The organism is Microbacterium sp. NPDC055903 (genome assembly GCF_053615555.1).
In genome coordinates this window covers 1605004-1623209 of sequence record NZ_JBSHCA010000001.1, presented here as the reverse complement: position 1 = coordinate 1623209, position 18206 = coordinate 1605004, and the positions used below count along the sequence as shown (strand labels likewise).

The 18206-nt window shown below is 67.8% G+C and carries 12 protein-coding genes; 5 read left to right on the top strand and 7 right to left on the bottom strand.

What is annotated here, in order from left to right; all coding sequences use genetic code 11:
* The 5 genes from ACWGJP_RS07480 to ACWGJP_RS07460 form a co-directional block, all read right to left on the bottom strand.
* Nucleotides 1-2745 carry a glycosyl hydrolase 2 galactose-binding domain-containing protein gene (locus tag ACWGJP_RS07480; RefSeq protein ID WP_452329123.1) on the bottom strand — a complete coding sequence of 915 codons (2745 nt, stop codon included), beginning with the start codon at nucleotides 2743-2745 and terminating at the stop codon, nucleotides 1-3.
* A gap of 3 nt (nucleotides 2746-2748) precedes the next feature.
* Complete coding sequence (locus ACWGJP_RS07475; RefSeq protein WP_452329122.1) at nucleotides 2749-3585, bottom strand: carbohydrate ABC transporter permease; 837 nt, start codon at nucleotides 3583-3585, stop codon at nucleotides 2749-2751.
* Nucleotides 3582-4550 carry a carbohydrate ABC transporter permease gene (locus ACWGJP_RS07470; RefSeq protein WP_452329121.1) on the bottom strand — a complete coding sequence of 323 codons (969 nt, stop codon included), beginning with the start codon at nucleotides 4548-4550 and terminating at the stop codon, nucleotides 3582-3584. Before ACWGJP_RS07470 ends, ACWGJP_RS07475 begins: the two co-directional genes overlap by 4 nt.
* A gap of 156 nt (nucleotides 4551-4706) precedes the next feature.
* Nucleotides 4707-6773 carry a hypothetical protein gene (locus tag ACWGJP_RS07465; RefSeq protein WP_452329120.1) on the bottom strand — a complete coding sequence of 689 codons (2067 nt, stop codon included), beginning with the start codon at nucleotides 6771-6773 and terminating at the stop codon, nucleotides 4707-4709.
* A gap of 90 nt (nucleotides 6774-6863) precedes the next feature.
* Nucleotides 6864-8129 (bottom strand): ABC transporter substrate-binding protein, encoded by a 1266-nt coding sequence (locus tag ACWGJP_RS07460; RefSeq protein WP_452329119.1) that lies wholly within the window; start codon nucleotides 8127-8129, stop codon nucleotides 6864-6866.
* Between the two features lie 182 nt (nucleotides 8130-8311).
* Between ACWGJP_RS07460 and ACWGJP_RS07455 the strand changes: the two genes are divergently transcribed.
* Both ACWGJP_RS07455 and ACWGJP_RS07450 read left to right on the top strand, forming a co-directional pair.
* The gene (locus ACWGJP_RS07455) at nucleotides 8312-9628 is read left to right on the top strand and encodes a DUF3863 domain-containing protein (protein ID WP_452329118.1); all 1317 of its coding nucleotides are present in this window, start codon (nucleotides 8312-8314) and stop codon (nucleotides 9626-9628) included.
* Nucleotides 9625-12126, top strand: coding sequence for a family 78 glycoside hydrolase catalytic domain (locus ACWGJP_RS07450; protein WP_452329117.1), 2502 nt, complete (start codon nucleotides 9625-9627; stop codon nucleotides 12124-12126). Before ACWGJP_RS07455 ends, ACWGJP_RS07450 begins: the two co-directional genes overlap by 4 nt.
* Here the strand turns inward: ACWGJP_RS07450 and ACWGJP_RS07445 are convergent, their stop codons facing one another.
* A complete protein-coding gene (locus tag ACWGJP_RS07445) occupies nucleotides 12127-12882 on the bottom strand; it encodes an SDR family NAD(P)-dependent oxidoreductase (RefSeq protein ID WP_452329116.1) in 756 nt (251 codons plus the stop codon). It lies immediately after the preceding gene.
* A gap of 62 nt (nucleotides 12883-12944) precedes the next feature.
* Here ACWGJP_RS07445 and ACWGJP_RS07440 point away from each other — a divergent pair, with 62 nt between their 5' ends.
* Genes ACWGJP_RS07440 through ACWGJP_RS07430 form a run of 3 tightly spaced genes read left to right on the top strand, consistent with a single transcriptional unit; the run spans nucleotide 12945 to nucleotide 15747 of the window.
* A complete protein-coding gene (locus ACWGJP_RS07440) occupies nucleotides 12945-13865 on the top strand; it encodes an SIS domain-containing protein (RefSeq protein ID WP_452329115.1) in 921 nt (306 codons plus the stop codon).
* Nucleotides 13862-14815: an NAD(P)-dependent oxidoreductase gene (locus ACWGJP_RS07435; protein WP_452329114.1), complete on the top strand. Its 954-nt coding sequence runs from the start codon at nucleotides 13862-13864 to the stop codon at nucleotides 14813-14815. Before ACWGJP_RS07440 ends, ACWGJP_RS07435 begins: the two co-directional genes overlap by 4 nt.
* Nucleotides 14812-15747, top strand: coding sequence for a phosphotriesterase family protein (locus ACWGJP_RS07430; RefSeq protein WP_452329113.1), 936 nt, complete (start codon nucleotides 14812-14814; stop codon nucleotides 15745-15747). The genes ACWGJP_RS07435 and ACWGJP_RS07430 overlap by 4 nt, the downstream gene beginning before the upstream one ends.
* A 16-nt stretch (nucleotides 15748-15763) precedes the next feature.
* Here ACWGJP_RS07430 and ACWGJP_RS07425 read toward each other — a convergent pair whose 3' ends face one another.
* Nucleotides 15764-18199: a glycoside hydrolase family 2 protein gene (locus ACWGJP_RS07425; protein WP_452329112.1), complete on the bottom strand. Its 2436-nt coding sequence runs from the start codon at nucleotides 18197-18199 to the stop codon at nucleotides 15764-15766.
* Nucleotides 18200-18206: the final 7 nt, after the last annotated feature.

Genomic DNA, 18206 nt, shown 5'->3' with positions numbered 1-18206 from the left:
TCAGCTGAGCCCGACCGCCTGCGCGTTCCACGCCCGCACCGAGATCGACGAGATGTCGGCTCCGTCGGCGTCGTACCCGACCACTCGCGACTCACCCGCGTCCAATCCGAAGGCGTTGTCCTCCAGCCAGCGACCTGGAGCGTGCGGGAACCCGTCGATGATCACGATCGGAGCAGGGACAGGGCCGACGTTGGAGACGCGAAGCCCCCCGTCTACGATCGTGGCCGTGAGGCTCGTCGCCGGCTGCTCCTTCAGAGGCGCCGGTCGATCGCTCGCGTATTCGAGGAGGACCTCGCCGGCGGGCATCGCCTCGAGATCCTCCATCGGCAGCGCTTCCAGTTCCCGAATGCGCTCGGTCTTCGGATGCGCATTGAAGGCGTACCAGGAAGAGGTGATGCGCTCTCCTGCACCATCCTCCAGTCGTACGCTCAGAACAAGAGGAGCGATGCCCTCCTCGGGAAGCCGTGCCACCAGATCGAAGACATCGGCACGGCCGTCGGCATCCACATCGACCGATGCGATCCGCTCTGCGAGCAGCTCGAACCTCTGGTTCAGGAGGCGCGCGCGCACGGTCGCCCCCTGAATCGGTATCGGTCGGTCGTTCGAGACGTGGATGCTCGCGCGGAACGCCTCGCCCGCCTCCCACTCGGTCCGGTCGGCGATCGCATACGCCGAGAGCGCAGCCCCGAACTGCCGTGCACGGAAGTACGACAGCTTCGGGCGCCCGTAGTAGTCGATGACGGCCCACGATGCGCCGGGAAACACCTCGCCCACCTTGTAGAACCAATACGCCGCTGTCTCCACCCCGCTGTGTGCACGCATCCGCTCCGATGCGAACCGCAGCGCATCGCCTTGGGCGAGCTGCGAGTACTCGATGAACGTCGCCCAGTCCGTCAGCGGCCCGTAATCCGCATATCGCGCCTGCTTCACGAGGTCGAACAGCGAGAACTGCGACTGATGCTGGAGGATCGCACCGTGCTCGGGCGGGGGCCATGTCTGGAGCAGAGCGGGGTCGAGGAACTGCGCCATGCTGTCGAGGTCGCACTGGCTGGAGAGACCGTACTCCCCGAAGACGATCGGGAGATGATCCCGGTACGCGTCGACAGGCATCCCCTCGTGGTATACGCCGTAGAAGTGCTCGCTCCCGCCCCACGGATCACTTCGGTGGAACCGCCGGGAGGGGTCGTACTGACCGGCCCGCTTGCCGATCACCGCAAGCAGATCATCGGAGGTGATCGTCTCGGGGTTCTCGTTGCCACCACCCCACAACACCAGGGAAGGGTGGTTGCGCAGCCGGCGGATGATCCGCGACGCCTGCTGGTCGAGCGCAGCCAGATCCGCCATGGTGGAGTCGAGCCCGAAGGAGAGCGGGAACTCCTGCAGAACGAGGATGCCGCGCCGGTCGCACTCGTCATAGAACGCGTCGCTTTCGACGGTCCCTCCGCCCCACGCGCGCAGCATCTGCAGGTTCGCACGCTCGACGAGCCCGAGCAGGTGCCGATCGATCTCGAAACCACGCCGCGCCATCGGATCGGTCCAGCACCAGTTCGCGCCCTTGAGGAACAGGGCGCGTCCGTTGATCGTGAACTGCCAGTCGTAGAGCTCTGGACCGTGACGCTCCCCGAGAGGACGGTACTCGACCGTCCGGATGCCGACCGTCGTCGAGGCGGAAGACGACCCGGAGGAGACCTCCACGATGTAGAGCGGCTGCTCGCCGTAGCCGAACGGCCACCAGAGCTGCGGCGCGTCGACCTCCACCTCGACGTGATGACGGCTGCACCGCCCGGCGACCACCGTCGCCACCAGGGAGCGGACGATGGTTCCGTTCGGCGCACGCACGACGATCGAGACCGACGCATCGAGGGACTCCTCGGAGAAGAGATCCCACTGGACGCGGAGCCGCGCCCGGTCCCGCGAAGCCTCGAGCGTGTGGACGAAGAGGTCCTGGACCTCCACGTCCTCCACGACCTCCAGGCGGACCGGGCGCCAGATCCCCATGCTGATGAGGTGGCCGTAGTGCCAGCCCCAGCCCGGCGACGGCTTCATGATGCCGTGCCAGTCCTGCGGCGGCGGATCGACGCGCACGACGACCTCGTTGTCCGCATCGATCCGCAAGACGGAGGTCACATCGATCTCGGGGCCGCCGTACATGCCGACCTGACGGGCGATGGGCTCCCCGTTCAGGTACACGGAGGATGCGTAGTCGATACCGTCGAAGACGAGCCGGACCCGGCGCCCCCGCCACTCCTCTGGCACGGAGAAGCGCCGGGCGAACCACCACTCCTGCTCTTCGACACGCGTACGGCGGAACGGCCACGGCCGATGCGCCGGTTCCCCGTGCTCGACGAGCTCCCGATAGGTGTTGTCATCCAGAAGCGGGTCCGACATCTCCCCCGCGGCGACGAGCGCTCCCTGCACCGTCCCCGGGACCGTCGCCGGTATCCACTCCGAGCGATCGGTGTCCTCGCGGTGCCACCCCACGGGAAGCCTCCGCACCCGCTCCGAACGATCGGGCGTCCACCGCTCGAGCGCGAACTCCCGACCCGGCAGCGCACCGCGCATGAGCCACTCACCGTCGAGGCTGATCCGCCCGAGCGCGGACGTCACCCCTGAAGGCTCCCCCTCCACGGCGTCGACTGGCAGGGAGGGTAGTGCCGCGTCGATCTCCACCGCTCGGTCGCCCCACAGCGGAGAGTCTCGCAGCCGCTCCCGCTCGACGTCGTCCAGGGACTCGCCGCGCGCCATCGGCTACTTCACCGCACCCGCGTAGAGGCCGCTCACGAAGTAGCGCTGCGCGAAGATGAACAGCAGCAGGATCGGGAGGCTCATGATGAGCACGGCCGCCATGATATTGCCCCAGTCAGCCAGATACTGCGCCTTGAAGTACAGCACTCCCGTGGTGAGCGTTCTCTTGCTCGGGTCCGTCAGGAAGAGTTGCGGAACGAGGTAGTCATTCCACACGCCCACGCCCTGCAGCACCCAGAACGTGGCGACCGCCGGACGGGCCAGCGGGAAGAAGATGCGCCAGAACAGTTGGAAGTACCCCGCACCGTCGATGATCGCCGCCTCGACGATCTCCTTCGGGACCTGCTTCATGAACGCCGCCATGAGGAACACGCCGAACGGTATCGCCCCCGCGATGTAGATGAGGATGACACCGGCGTAGTTGTTGATCAGACCGAGGTCGCGGACCACGCGGAACTGCGGCACCAGAGCGAGCTGCAGTGGGAGGAAGATTCCCGCGGCGATCAGCAGATACACGCCCGAGCCGATCTTGGTCGCCTGACGGACGATCGCATAGGAGGCAAGAGCTGCGATGAGGGTCGCGATGGTCATGCTCACGAGCGTCAGAAGGATGGAGTTGGCGAACAGATTGGTGAAACCTGCCTGCTGCCATGACGTGACGAAGTTGTCGAAGGTCGGCTCGATGGGGAGTCCCGTCGGATTCGTGAGCACCTCGAGGTTCGGCTTGAACGCGGTGATCACGATGATGACGATCGGATAGGCCATCAGGATGCTGAGCACGATCAGCAGGACGTTGACCGGGATACGACGCAGTGCACGCGCCGTCGAACGGCGGTTCATCGGCTGCCCTCCTCCTCGGCGATGCGATTGTTCAATCGGTTCTGCAGCGCGGCGATCGCGATGAGCACGATGATCACCAGCACGGCCATCGCCGAGGCGTAACCGAAGTTGTTGTTGACCAGCCCTTCCTGGAACACCTTCGTCATGTAGAGCTGGGTCGAGTTGCCGGGCCCGCCCTTGGTCATGAGATACACCGTGTCGAACGCACGCAGTGCGCCGTTCACGGCCAGGACGAGGACGAGACCGATCGAGGGGATCATCAGTGGCAGCGTGATGTAGCGCAGCGACTTCCAGCCACGAGCCCCGTCCACCTTCGCCGCTTCGAGGATCTCCGAGGGGATCGTCGAGAGCCCGGCCAGGAAGATGACGATGTTGAACCCGAGACCGCTCCACATGTCCACCAGGATGACGCTGTACAGCGCGAGGTCGTAGTTGCCGAGCCAGTCCTGGGCGAGTGCGCCCAGGCCGATGCTGTTCAGGATCGTGTTGAACGTCCCCGAGGTCGGGTCGTACATGAAGCTCCAGGTGAAGACGATCGCGACCGGCGAGATCACCATCGGGGCGAAGAAGATCGCCCGGTAGATGTTGCCCAGACGCAACTGACGGTGAAGCAGCACGGCGATGAGGAACGCCAGCACGGTCTGGACGATGATCTTGAAGAAGGCGTAGATGGCCGTGTTGCCGACCGCCTGCATGAGATCGGGGTCACCCGAGAAGATCCGCACGAAGTTGTCGAGACCGACGAACTCCCATGGGCGGTTGAACCCCTTGGCGTCGGTGAAGCTCGCGACGACGACCTGGATCATCGGATAGATCGTGAAGACGACGTAGAGCACCAGAGCCGGTGCGACGGCGATCCAGAACTTCCCGGTGGGCGACTGGCCCGTCCAGAGCCGCTCGGCCCAGGTCTTCGTCGGTCGCGCCGCCGTGACGGTCACTGGTCGTTCATCGATGAGAGCGCTCATGCTGCGCTCCGCCTTTCGCACGTCCGTTGCGTCATGGCTGTTCCAATCGTCTTCGACTCGGTATGTAGCGATACTACATGAATGTGGACAAGGCGTCGATTCCGAGGCGGATAGAACCCCCTAGGGCCTTGCAGGATGGGAATCGCGCTAGTGCTGCTACCTGATCACTGCCGCTCCGCCGGGGAGGATCCGAACCGAGCTTTCCGGGATGGTCGGGCGCGGCTCCTCTGGCCGCCGAAGCTCAGCGTGCTCCGCACCGTCGTCCAGCGCGACATCTTGCGGTCGGTCTCCCTGGTTGACGAGAACCAGGCACGTCGATCCGTTCGCAGCACGCCAGCGTGCACGTCGAACGCCCTCGGGCAAACCGGCGTCGACGCCGTCAGCGATCTCGACGAGCTCACCGCGCCACAGCCAGTCGGCCAGCTCTGCACGCAGCGCATCCATCTGGACGCCGTAGCGAACGGTGTCGGGCATGTCGCCGGGTCGACCCTTGAAGTTGTAGGGCTCGAAGCTCAGGCCGTACCCGTACATCAGCGCCTGATTCACCATCGAGCGATCGTCGAATCCCGTGAGTGCGGTCACGATCGCAGCTCCCGGTCGCAGCATCCGCCCGACGGGCACGTGGCCGGGCGACGCGCTGCGGAAGTATGAGAGGTCGTAGTGCTCGAACTGCGCGTCGTACGCCCCTTCCCCGGCAAGGACGAACGAGTCCGCACGGTCGCCGAGGCGGCGGCGAACGTCATCCAGGAACACCCCGTCCCAACGGAAGGAGCTCTCCCCGGGCGCATGCCCGTGGCCCTCTGCGAAGCAGAGCAACGAGCGGCCGTGGTACAGCGACTCATCGGCGAGCACGCCGTCCGCTCCCAGGGCGGCGAGTCCGGCGATCTCCTCGGCGAACCCCTCGCGCACCTCGGGCACACCGAAGCAGAGCGGCACGTACCAGGGCGTGCTGATGCCGTATCTCTTCCGCGAGGAATGATAGACCGGACCAGGTTGGGCGTAGGGCTGGCCGTTCGTGTCGCGGGCGACGAAGGGCTCGAACTCGTCCCAGACCGGGCCCGGTTTCTCCACCCACACGTACTTCACATACAGAACCGTCTTCACGTCGAGCTCCTGTGCGCGCTGCAGTGCGCGGCGCAGCCCGGACTCGCCGCCCAGCTTCCGGGACACGCGATGGATCGGCACCAGACCGTCCTGTCCGCCTTCGTTCCAGCCGACGATCTGGATGGCGCCGATGCCCGCGGCCGCGCACTCCTCGATGATCCCCACGAGCGCGTCGAAGTCGTACCTCACCTCGCCTTCGGTGGACATGAGCTGGACCTGGAGCCACGATCGAGGACTCTCCAGCCACGACGCGCCCGAACGTCGGGTCGGCTGCTGCGCGCGCCGGTAGACCCGCGTGCCCTCCTGCCACCCGCCGAGATACGGCGCGACGCTCATGTCCGGCAGCACCGACGCCGTGCCATCGCCCGCGGGGAAGTGGATGGCGTCGAGGGTCACCGCCGCATCCGCACCGGCCGATCGGACCATGCTGTCGGCGAATCCCGGCTCCAGTGATGCGCGCCACCCGATGAAGTCCAACGTCGGCCGCGTCGGCAGCACCGTGAGCCCGCTCTCCTCGGAGGCGAGGATCACGAACGGCGATGTGGGATTGCCCACGACTTCGGGGCGGAGGTTGCCGCTGGCGTAGTCGGGGAACATCGTGCCCCAGTAGGGGGCATTGCTGTCGAAGCGAGGCAGCAGACCGACGCGCGTTCCTGTCGAGTAGTCGACACCGCGCAGCTCCAGACGGCCGCTGCTCGGACGGAGGCCGCGGATCGAGGGGAATCGGACGGCCTCTACCGGCGCGTGATCCAGGCTGTACGCGAGCGAGAGCCGGAGTGCACCGTCCTCGACGATGGCACGGGCCTCGACGACGCCGGTCAGCCGCTCACCCCTAGAGGTGATCGGATCGCGCCAGCGGAGCACGGCGGTGCGTCCATCGGCGTCGGTCTCGGACTCGCTGAGTTGCTGGTCTCCCGTTGCGACCACGACCGTCCGGTCGCCTCCGCGCGGAACCTCCAGCACGAAAAGTGAACCGCCCTCGATGCCTGCGAGCCAGTGCGCCTCGGCCTCGTCGCGAAGCGAGACGAGGCCGCCGGTGAGTCCGTCGAAGGCGACGACCAGTCGCGCGTCGCCGATCTCGATGGTCGCCCCGGCCCCGGGCCGTCTCTGCGTCGTCATCAGTCCGTTCCTTCTCCTCAGAGCGCACGAAGGCGTGCGCGACAGAAGAAGGGGCGGACTGCACGTGCGTGCAGCCCGCCCCTTCTGCGATCAGCCGTTGTTCGCGATGTACTGCTCGAGCGCGCGGTCGAGGTCGCCGAGCACCTGCTCGGTGTCCTTCTGCCCGCTGATGATGTCCTGGAGGCCTACCAGCAGCGCATCCTGGATGCTCGGGTCCGTCGGCGAGAAGGCGGCGATGAACTGCTTCCCCTCCCACGATGCCTGCATATCCGGGAAGAGCGGGTCCACGTCCTCACCGATCTCGACGCCCGTCGTGGTCGGGAAGAGCTTCACCTTGGCCAGGAAGTCGGCGTAGACGTCGTCCTGGAGGAAGAAGTCGAGGAACTTGTGCGCTGCGGCGAGCTTGGCCTCGCCATTGTTCGGATTCGCACCGAAACGCACCTGATAGGTGCCCCAGATCGCATCGGTGGGCTCGTCTGTCGTGGGGAAGTTCATGTAGCCCACGTCCAGCCCGGCATCCCTCGCGTCCGAGAGGATCCAGGTCGCCGGGAACATCGCGGCGTCACCGGCGAGGAACGCCGACTGCGCTGCCGTCTGGTTCGTTCCGACGGGGTTCGGCATGTAGAAAGGCGTGAGCTCCTTCACGATGTCGAGGGAGTCGGTCCATGCCTTGTTGCCGGTGAAGGTAGCCTCACCCGCTGCCATCTCGGCGCCCAGTTCCTCATTCGCACCGTGCTCGGCGAGCGGGTAGTAGACGATGAACTGGGGCCACCAGTTGTCCTGAGCGCTCATCGCGAACGGCGTGTAGCCGGCGTCGAGGAGCTTCTGGGAGTCCTCCAGCAGGGCGCTGTACGTCGTCGGCTCCTCGGTGATCCCCGCCGCCTCGAACGCGGCCTTGTTGTAGATGAGGCCGTTGCCGGATACCGAGATCGGCAGGTTGTAGGTTCCGCCGCCGCGCTGGCTGTCCTCGGCGGCCTCGTCGTTGAGCTTGGACAGGTAGCTCTCGCCGCCTTCCGAGAGGTCGGCCGCGAACCCGTCGGCGATGAAGGTATCGATGTTACCGAGGTCGAATCCGTACACGTCGGGTCCCGCACCGCCGGAGAGGCGGGTCTTCAGGATGTTGTCGTAGTCGTTGGTGTTGAAGAACTCGGCGTTGACGGTGATGTTCGGATTGGCTTCCTCGAAGGCATCGATGACGTCCTCGTATGCCGTCTGCGTCTCGCCGCCGTCGCCCCACATCAGGAAGCTGAGCTCGACGTTCTCGTCACCGCCGCCCCCGCTCGTGCATCCGGCGAGCGCGCCGACCGCCATGATGCCGACCCCGGCAAGTGCCGCGCTCTTGAGCCACTTCGTCATGGCTTCTCCTTTATCTCCGTCGATCGTCGCGGCAGTGCACCCGCGACATGGAATGTGATTGGTAGCGATACTACACACTTTCCCCAAAATTGGAAGGCCGATTCGGCAAAAGCTGCTCTCCACTGCCAAATTCGCTAGTGAAACTACGTGAATCTCCCAATCCGCAGGTAGTGTTTCGACTCATGAACGCTCCCGCAGACCAACAGGGCCTCGGCCGCAACCTCACCGTCAATACCGTCATCCGCCGCCATCAGATCGAGGCGACGCGCACCCGGTCGCTCTGGGAGGACGAGACCGAGCTGCACTCCGCCGCACTCGTGGAGCGCTTCTCCGACGCCGTCCGCACGGCCGTTCCCGGCGCCCGGCTGACGTGGGCGCTCTCGTGGGGTGCGATCACGGACACCTCTCGACGCTATCGCGACATCCGCGGTACTCTCGCGCGCATTGCGCGCGAACATGGTGACGACGTCGCGTTCGTGCCAGGCGGGTTCTTCGCCAACCTGTACGGCACTCGGGACGAGGTCAGCCGCGACATCGAGGACGCGGTCATGCTGCTGAACGAGAGCTTCGACCGCCCCACGCGATCCCTCGTCGCCGGGTTCCTTTCGGCGGAGAACATCGCCATGGCTCGGCGCTTGGGTCTGCGCACCGTGCAGGGCAACATCTGGAGCCAGTTCGACATCGACCTCCAGGACGGCGACGGCTCGATCGCGTACCCGTACTACCCCTCGTCTCGGAACTTCCTCGTGCCAGGACGCGGCGCCGACCGGGTCGACGCCGTACAGCTGGACGGCTGGACCGTCGACCTCGTGGCGGCGAGGACGGCCGGGATGTCGAGCGAGTTCAACTCTCGTCTGGGACTCGGACCGATCGAGACCCTGCATCGGCTCCCCCGCGCTGATGCGCTGACCGAGCTGCACGCCACCAGCGAAGCCCACTTGAACGATCGCAATGTCGAGCGCAATGGACTGGGCTGGCTGACGGTGAACTACGAGATCAGCGAGATCGCCCGCGGGCTGGCCGTCGATCCGACGACGCTCGACGCGTGGTCGGGGTGGCTCGGCGACCTGCGGCTCCGGTGGCCGGACCTGCGGATGCCGACGATCGCCGAGTTCGGTGAGACCTGGCGGACGAGTCATGCCGACAACGAGGACCTCGCTTACCTCCTGCAGCAGACCGGCAGCGGGGTGCAGGCATCGCGCGCCGGCGAGACCGTGACCTGGTTCATGACGGCGGACTTCCGCCTCGGGGCGGTCTCGGATTCCGATGGCGTCTCCGTCTTCGACTACACCGCGTATCACGATGCGCCCGCGGAACCGACCGAGCTCGGAGATCGTCGGTGGAGCCTGCTCGGCGAGATCAATCAGAAGCAGACCCGCCCGCAGGATGTCCCCGTTCCTCTCACGCGCTTCCTCGCCGAGCACCCGGACGTGGAGGCCGCACTGGAAAGCCGCTACGGCGGCGCCCCCGAGCTGGCAGAGCTGAGGGCACGCGCATGATCGGGCTTCAGGCCCTCACGGTCGAGCACGCGCGGGAACCCGTCGGCGTCGACGTTCGGCCACGCTTCGGCTGGAACGTCGTAGTCGGCACGAACGGAGCACGCCAGCTCTCCTGGTCGATCGAGGTCCGGTGCGGCGAGGACACGGCGTGGAACAGCGGCGTCGTCACCGACGAGCGGTGCAGCGAGATCGAGTACGCCGGCGCTCCTCTGGAGTCGCTGCGGCGCTACAGCTGGACGCTGCGGGTGGAGACGAGCGTCGGCACCGCCACCTCGTCGAGCAGCTTCGTCACCGGCATCCTGGACGGCGACTGGCGAGGCTCGGAGTGGATCGGATCGCCCCGGCGCGACGATCCGGCGGCCCCTCTCCTGCGCCACGGGTTCACGCTCGCAGAGCCCGCCGTGGAGGCGTACCTCGCCGTCGGCGCAGGGGGCCTCGCCCACGTCGAGCTGGACGGCGAGCCGTTGGACGACACCGTGCTCGGCCCCGGTTTCACCGACTACGACGTGGTCTCGCAGTACACCGTCGTCGACGTCACCGATCGGCTCGGCATCGGATCCCACATGCTCGGCGCCGAGCTCGGCCGCGGTTTCTACGGGATGCGCGGGCGGAACACCTGGAACTGGGAGACCGCCCCCTGGCACGCCGACCCGTGCGTGCGGATGCTGCTCCTCGTGCGCACCTCCTCGGGCGAACGGATCGTGGCGACCTCGGCGGACTGGCAGGTGACGGACGGTCCGACGACCTTCGACGATCTCTACGCGGGCGAGGACCACGACGCCCGCAGACGCATCCCCTGCTGGAGCCGCAACGTAGAGGACCACGGGGACTGGTCGCCCGCAGCGATCGTGGACGGCCCCCGAGGCCGAGCCGTGCATCAGCGTCAGCCCGACATCCGCGTCGCCGAGACGCTCGAGCCGGTGACGGTCACGGAGCTCTCCCCGGGACGATGGGTCGCGTCCTTCGATCGCGTGATCGCGGGCTGGGCCGATATCACGGCCACCGGTCCGTCCGGCTCGACGGTCGAGCTGCGCTTCGGCGAGAGCCTGCAGAAGGACGGGACTCCCAACTGCGTCGACGAGAAGGGATACTTCGACGGCCGGTTCCAGATGGACCGTCTCGTCCTGGACGGCTCGACGGTGCGCTGGCGCCCGCGCTTCGTCTGGCACGGCTTCCAGCACGTTGAGATCCGCGCAGAAGAGCTCCCGCGCATCAGGGCTCAACGCGTTCACACGACCGCTGAGCGTACCGGAAGATTCTCCTCCGACTCCGCACTCCTCGACCGCATCCACGAACTCACCGTGCGCACCGTGCTCAACAACCTGCACGGTCTTCCCACGGATACCCCGAAGTACGAGAAGAACGGGTGGACGGGTGACGGGATGCTCGGCGCGCAGCTCATGCTGCAGAACCTTGATGTGCACGAGCTGCTGGCGAAGTGGTCGCTGGACATCGCGCACTCTCGACACGGCGAAGGCGCACCCGAGGTCATCGCTCCGCACGGCGGTTGGCGGATGGACTGGACGCCGGCGCCGACATGGCACGCGGCGCTGCTGCTCGTGCCATGGGAGATTCACCTCCATACCGGAGACGTGCGCATCCTCGCCGACGTCTGGCCGGACGCGAGCGACTACCTGCGCTTCGAGCTCGGGCGCTGTCCCGATGGGATCGCGCAGACGACGCTGGGCGACTGGGTGAGCCCGGAAACCGACCCGGGCGGCGGCAACGCCCCCGAGGACACCCGCGTCGCGGCCACCGCCTATCTCATCGCCATGTGCGACGCGGCGGCGCGGATCGCCGCTGCCCTCGACGAGGACCCCGCGGAGTGGGTGGCGGCGGGCCGACGCAGCCGCGATGCGTTCGTGGCGGCGTTCTGGGACGACGCATCCGACACGGTGCGCGGTCGAGGTGACGAGGGTTACCGCCAGGCGCACACAGTGCTGGCGCTGGCCTTTGACGTGCTCCCGGAGCACGTCCGCTCGCGTGCCGCCGACAGGCTCGCGTCCGATGTGCGCGAGCGTGACGGGCATCTCGGAACGGGCGCCCTGGCGACGAAGTACATCCTTCCCGTGCTCACGCGTTTCGGGCATGCCGAGGCGGCGTGGACGATCGCCACTCAGACGACGTTCCCGAGCTGGGGCTTCTGGATCGCGCAAGGCGCCACGTCGCTCTGGGAGCACTGGCACCCGGCATCGCGATCGCGCGGGCACTATTTCCTGGGGACCATCGATGACTGGCTCTACCGCGACGTCGCGGGTCTCGCCCCCCTCGAGCCGGGCTGGCGTCGTGCACGGGTGGCTCCGCGGATACTGGGATGCGGCGTCCGCACCGCGAGCACGGCGGTGCGGACGCCTTACGGCGAGCTGGCCGTCTCGTGGCAAGAGGTCGGATCGGGCGTCGAGCTTCGCTGCGTCGTCCCGGTCGGCATCACCGTCGAGGTGGAGCTGCCGGGGCTCAGGCGCGAGCTGAAGGCAGGACGGCACACCCTGCGATCGTGATCACCAGGCCGAATAGCCGCCGTCGATGAGCACGACGGATCCGGTCATGTAGGAGGCGGCATCCGAGGCGAGGAACGCGACGAGCGAACCGATCTCCTCGGGCCGGCCGAGCCTGCCGAGCGGGGTGCGGCGCACCCAGTCGTCCCACCAGTCCGCGGGAACGCCCTGCTTGGTGAGCTCGGTGCCGACATAGCCGGGCGCGACGGCGTTCACGCGGATGCCCGCGTCGGCGAACTCGATCGCCAGCGATTTGACCGCCAGGTGCACCGCGCCCTTCGAGGCGTTGTACGCCGCCTGACGCTGGGGCGCATTCGCGATCTCACCCGACATCGATCCGATCGCGACGATCGAACCGCCACGGTGCTGCATATGGCGCGCCGCCTCTCGCGCGCACCAGAAGGTGCCGGTGGCATTGACGGCGAGAACGCGGTCCCACGCTTCCCGCTCGAGGTCGAGGGAGGGATCGTGGTTGGCGATGCCAGCGGAGGTGACGAGGACGTCTATGCGGCCGAGCCTGCGCGCGATGTCGGAGAACACCTGTTCGACCTCCCCCGCATCGGTGACGTCGAGGTGCACGTACTCTGCGCGCTCTCCGAACGACGCGGCGGCGACCTCGCCCTGCTCATCGAGAAGGTCGGCGATGACGACGTGGGCGCCGAACTCGTGCAGCGCTGACACCACGGCGAACCCGATGCCGCGCGATCCACCGGTGACGACGGCGACCCTGCCGCCCAGGTCGAGCAGCTCTCGATACATGCGTGCCTCTCTGCTAACGTGCTCTAAGGTTTGTAGCGATACTACATGGAGGGAAGGTCACCATGACGACCCAGAGCTCTCAGGGTGACGACGTCGTCGCCGAGGAGTCCACCGACACGCTTCTCGAGCGCATCACACGTCAGGTTCCGCTACTACGGCGGTCCGAGCAGCGCGTCGCGGCGATCGTCCTGGACGACCCGGTGGCGGCCTCGCAGCTCACCATGGCGGGGCTCGCGGAGGCCGCAGAGGTGAGCGAGCCGACCGTGATGCGCTTCTGCGCTTCGATCGGATGCGAGGGGTTCCAGGACTTCCGCATCCAGCTCGCTCAGACGCTCGCGCTCGGCCTGCCCGTCACCCATTCATCGATCACCGCCGAAGACTCCGCAGCGGATCTCGCCGAGAAGCTCTTCGACCACACCATCTCCAGCCTCGATCGGGCGCGCCGCACCCTCGCGTCCGACGCCGTCGAGCAGGCGATCGGACTGCTCGGCCAGGCGAGCGACATCCTGTTCGTCGGCTTCGGCGCCAGCGGCATCATCGCCCAGGACGCCCAGCAGAAGTTCCCGCTGTTCGGCGTTCCCTGCCAGGCGCCGGAGGACTTCCACCAGCAGTTCATCGCGGCCACGATGAGCGGCCCGAAGAGCGTCACCGTGGCGATCTCCAACACCGGCCACACCGAGCAGACCATGATCGTCGCCGAAGCTGCCAAGAAGGCGGGGGCGACGGTGATCTCGATCACGGGTCGCACGAGCCCGCTGTCCGAGCTCGCCGACGTGCCGCTCGTCGTGCGCACCTTCGAGGACACAGACGTCTACACGCCGTCGACAAGCCGTATCGCGGGACTCGTCGTGATCGACGTCCTCGCCACCGGCGTCGCACTCCGCAGCAGCACCGACCACGCGGCGGCCGTGAGGCGGATGAAGAGCGAGCTCGCCGCGATGCGCCACGGCGCGGAGCCGAGCGGGGCGGTCGAGGGGGAATGAGCGTCGTCCTCGTCACCTCCCGATCGTTCGGAACCGGAGCGCTCCCCCTGCAGGAGGAGCTCGAGGAAGCGGGACACGAGGTCATCCGACGCGGCTCAGCGCACAGGCTCGACGACCTCGCCGACATCCTGCCGCGCATAGACGGGTGGGTGGCCGGCACCGGCCGTGTCACGAAGGAGCACCTCGAGCGCGCACCACGACTGCGGGTTGTCTCCCGGTATGGCGTCGGGGTCGACAACGTCGACGTGGCCGAGGCGGCGCGACGCGGAATCGTCGTGACGAACACGCCCGGCGCCAACGCGGGCGCCGTCGCGGATCACACCGTGGCGCTCATGCTCGCCGCCCTCCGCGGCATCCCGGCCGCCGATCACCGTGTCCGCTCCGGCGACTGGACGGGCTGGTCTACCCGCGAGCTGGGTGCGTTGACCGTCGGCGTCGTCGGGCTCGGCAGGATCGGCCGCGGGGTCGTCGAGCGACTGAGCGGCTTCCACCCTCATCTGCTCGGTGTCGACCCGTGGCTGACCGACGAGGACCCGCTCTTCGACGTGGTGGAGCGGGCGGATCTCGCCGCCGTCGGAGCCCTCGCGGATATCGTGAGCCTGCATGCCCCGGGCGGCCAGCGGGTCGTCGACGAGGCATGGCTGGCGACGTCTGATCGCCCGGTGATCATCGTGAACACCGCGCGCGCCGATCTCGTCGACGAGCACGCACTCGCCTCCGCCCTGCGCACGGGGCGGGTGCTCGCCTACGCCGCAGACACCCTCGCCACCGAGAACACCGGAGAGGCCGGTTCGCCGCTGCTCGCCGGCGACCTCGCCGATCGGGTCATCGTGACCGCGCATCTCGCCGCCCAGACACGCGAAGGGGTGGACGGGATGGGCCGGATGGCGACCGACGGCCTGCTCGCGGTGCTCTCCGGCAGGACTCCCGCGCACGTGGTGCGCGCGTGAGCGGCTTCGTGCGCGTGGCGACCGGCGACATCCGCCCGGAAGCGCTCGGCCGCACGGACTATCACGAGCACCTCTTCCAGCAATCGCCATTGCTGCCGGGCGACGACCTCGACGATGAGAGCCGGAGCACGGCAGAGGCCGCGGACCTGCAGCGCTCCGGCTTCGACGCGATGGTCGATGCGACGCCGCTCGGGCTGGGTCGTCGCCCCACCGCGATCGCTCGGATCGCTCGACGGCTCGGCATGCACGTCGTCCTCACCACCGGGGTGCATCGGCGCGAGCACTACGCGGACGATCACCCGCTGCTGTGCGCGTCCGAGCAGGAACTGGCCGAGGCGTTCCGTGCCGACCTCGTCGACGGGGCGGCGGAGACGGACGGAAGCCGTTCGGCAGCACGTGCGGGCGTGCTGAAGGCAGGCCTCGGATACTGGCGCATCGACGACCTCGCCGCCAGGACAATCGCCGCGATCGGGGCGGCGCACCGCACGACGGGCGCACCGGTGATGGTGCACCTCGAGCACGGGACGGCGGCTTTCGAGGCGCTCGCCGCGCTGCAGGAGGCTGGCGTCCCGCCGACCTCGGTGGCGCTCGCCCACGCCGATCGCGCCCCCGACCCCGGTCTGCACGCCGAGTTGGCCGCGACCGGAGCCTATCTCGGCTACGACGGCGCAGCACGCCATCGGGAGTGGCCCGACTCGGTGCTGCTGGACTGCCTGATCCGGACAGCCTCGGCAGGAGGCGCTGATCGCATCCTGCTCGGCGGCGATGTCGCGCGCCGCACCCGGTACCGCGCCTACGGGGGGATGCCAGGGCTCGCCTATCTCGGCGAGCGGTTCCTCCCGAGGCTGCGCGCCGAAGGCGGTGACGCGCTCGTGGAGCAGGTACTGGTGGCGAATCCCGCACGCTGGCTCACGTGGCGGCCCGTGGACTGACGGGCCGCCACGTGCCTCACCGCACGGGAACGAGATCGTTCGCAGAGCGGACGATGTGCGCCGCGGTGAAGGCGTCGGGGGCCAGCCCGGCCGGGGCCTGGATGCGGAACACAGCTTCCTCGCCCGCCAGAAGCGTGACGAGCCCCCGGTCCACGCGCGCCGCAGGGTGGACCCGGTCGGCAAGGATCGCGATGTCCTTGACCAGCGAGCCCGCCCGAACCGTGAGTCGGTAGCCGTCCTCGTCCACCTCCGCCGAGGCGCTCACAGCGCACGGATCGAGCCGCATCCGCGGGTCCTCCTCCGGGTACCAGAACGCGCGCTCGCCCGTAGAGAGCTCGGCGACCAGCATCTCCTCCTCAGCGTCCTCGACGGCGATCTCCAGCGGGACGCACAGCGTCTGCCTGGGTGAGACGTGGACACGATCCGCCCGCCGGTCACGCTCCTGCCCCGAGAGCCGCAGAGCGCGGACGACGAGATCAGCGCTCCATGGCTCAGCGGAGTCGTTGTGCAGGAACAGCGAAAGCCCATCGCCGCGTGGCTGGATCGTCACGAGACGATCCGCGTAGGCCTCCCTCAGGGCGTGCCAGAGCGGCTTGCGGATACCGTGGCCGTCCACGGCTGCCCAGGAGATGACCGGCCAGCAGTCGTTGAGCTGCCAGACGATCGATCCCTGGTTGATCGGATGCAGGGATCGGAAGTGCTCGATGCCGAAGCGCACGGCGCGCGCCTGGTTCAGCTGCGTCGCCCAGTGCCAGTCCTCGATCCCCTGCGGGGCGGCGATGTGCGCTCCGAGGCCGCGTTCGAGCTTCCCGTTACCGTCGACCGCCTTCTGGTGCACGAGCATGTGCGTCCCGTGCGGATCGGCCGGCTCGTCGTGGACGACGGAGAACAGCGTGCTCCAGGCGGGAGGGCCCTGGAACCCGAACTCGGAGACGAACCTCGGCTCGTAGTCGCGGTAGGTCGTGTAGTCCACGCGGTTCCAGACGTCCCAGATGTGCATCGTGCCGTGGGCGGGGTCGTTCGGGTGCACGTAGCGGCTGAACCCGTAGGGGCTCCCTGCTGAATAGGGCGTCGTCGGGGAGAGCTCGGCCACGATCTCCGGGAAGAGCTCCTGGTAGTAGCCCTCCCCCCAGGTCGCGCCGGCCAGACGCTCGCGCCAGTGCCAGTCGACCCAGCCCCAGATGTTCTCGTTGCCGCCGTTCCAGAGCACGAGGCTCGGGTGGGCGGACAGCCGGCCCACGGCCTGCCTCGCCTCCGCCTCGAACTCGGTCCACAGCTCCGCATCCTCGCTGTACGCCGCGCAGGCCAGCAGGAAGTCCTGCCAGACGAGCACCCCTCGCTCGTCTGCGATGTCGTAGAAGTCCTCTGTCTCGTAGATGCCGCCGCCCCAGACGCGGAGGAGATTCATCCCGGCATCCACCGCATCGTCGAAGCGCTGCTCGAGCCGTGCTCTCGTCACGCGCGGGAAGAACGTGTCATCGGGGATCCAATTGGCGCCGCGGATGTACACCGGCTCACCGTTGACCCTGAGGGTGAATCCGCTGCCGTGCTCGTCCGCCTGCGTATCGAGCGTCACCGCCCTCAGCCCGATCATTCGCGCCCAGACGGATTCTCCGTCGAGAGCGACCCTGAGCTCATGCCGGGTCTGCGCACCATGACCGCGCGGATACCAGAGGGCGGCACCGTCCGCGTGCAGGTCGAGCACAGCCGTGGTCTCACCAGGGCCGAGGATCGTGTCGGCACTGGCGCCGGCGAGCGCGGCATCAACGCGGAGCTCACCCGCCTGTGCTGAGCGCTCGATCTCGACGCAGACCTGCACGGTGCGGGGGTCGCCCCCGACACCGACGATCGGGCGAACAGCGGCGACGCGCGCCTCACTCCATGCATCGATCCCGATCCGTTGCCAGATCCCCGCAGTGACGAGCGCCGGCCCCCAGTCCCAGCCGAAGTTGCAGGCGGACTTGCGGATCGCGTTGAACGGATGCACATAGGAATGCGGGCGAGTGCCGAGGACCCGCTCACGCTCTTCCGCGTACGCGATGGGCGACCGGAACCGCACCTCCAGGTCATTGCTGCCCTCGCGCAGGATGTCGTCGACCTGCCAGCGGTAACCGCGGTGCTGATTGGCCGTCCGCGCGATCTCGACCCCGTTGAGGACCACCGTGGCGACGGTGTCGAGGCCGTCGGCGACGAGATCATGCCGATCATGACCGTCAGCCGCATGCTCGAACGACATGCGATACGACCAGTCCGCGCGTCCGATCCATGCCAGGGCGGCCTCGTTGTCATCGAGGTAGGGATCGGGGATCAGCTCGGCCGCGAGGAGGTCGGTGTGCACCACTCCAGGGACGGTGGCCTCGACGCCGTCGGCGATCGGCCGGGCCAGCGATTGCGGTATCTCCGCTGAGGTCGACCGCAGGATCCATCCCGTGTTCAGTTCACGAAAGCTCATGATCTAG

Bases quoted from the DNA above. Each gene is read 5' to 3' on its own strand.
- ACWGJP_RS07480 (WP_452329123.1), bottom strand. From the start codon at position 2,745: ATGGCGCGCGGCGAGTCCCTGGACGACGTCGAGCGGGAGCGGCTGCGA.
- ACWGJP_RS07475 (WP_452329122.1), bottom strand. From the start codon at position 3,585: ATGAACCGCCGTTCGACGGCGCGTGCACTGCGTCGTATCCCGGTCAAC.
- ACWGJP_RS07470 (WP_452329121.1), bottom strand. From the start codon at position 4,550: ATGAGCGCTCTCATCGATGAACGACCAGTGACCGTCACGGCGGCGCGA.
- ACWGJP_RS07465 (WP_452329120.1), bottom strand. From the start codon at position 6,773: ATGACGACGCAGAGACGGCCCGGGGCCGGGGCGACCATCGAGATCGGC.
- ACWGJP_RS07460 (WP_452329119.1), bottom strand. From the start codon at position 8,129: ATGACGAAGTGGCTCAAGAGCGCGGCACTTGCCGGGGTCGGCATCATG.
- ACWGJP_RS07455 (WP_452329118.1), top strand. From the start codon at position 8,312: ATGAACGCTCCCGCAGACCAACAGGGCCTCGGCCGCAACCTCACCGTC.
- ACWGJP_RS07450 (WP_452329117.1), top strand. From the start codon at position 9,625: ATGATCGGGCTTCAGGCCCTCACGGTCGAGCACGCGCGGGAACCCGTC.
- ACWGJP_RS07445 (WP_452329116.1), bottom strand. From the start codon at position 12,882: ATGTATCGAGAGCTGCTCGACCTGGGCGGCAGGGTCGCCGTCGTCACC.
- ACWGJP_RS07440 (WP_452329115.1), top strand. From the start codon at position 12,945: ATGACGACCCAGAGCTCTCAGGGTGACGACGTCGTCGCCGAGGAGTCC.
- ACWGJP_RS07435 (WP_452329114.1), top strand. From the start codon at position 13,862: ATGAGCGTCGTCCTCGTCACCTCCCGATCGTTCGGAACCGGAGCGCTC.
- ACWGJP_RS07425 (WP_452329112.1), bottom strand. From the start codon at position 18,199: ATGAGCTTTCGTGAACTGAACACGGGATGGATCCTGCGGTCGACCTCA.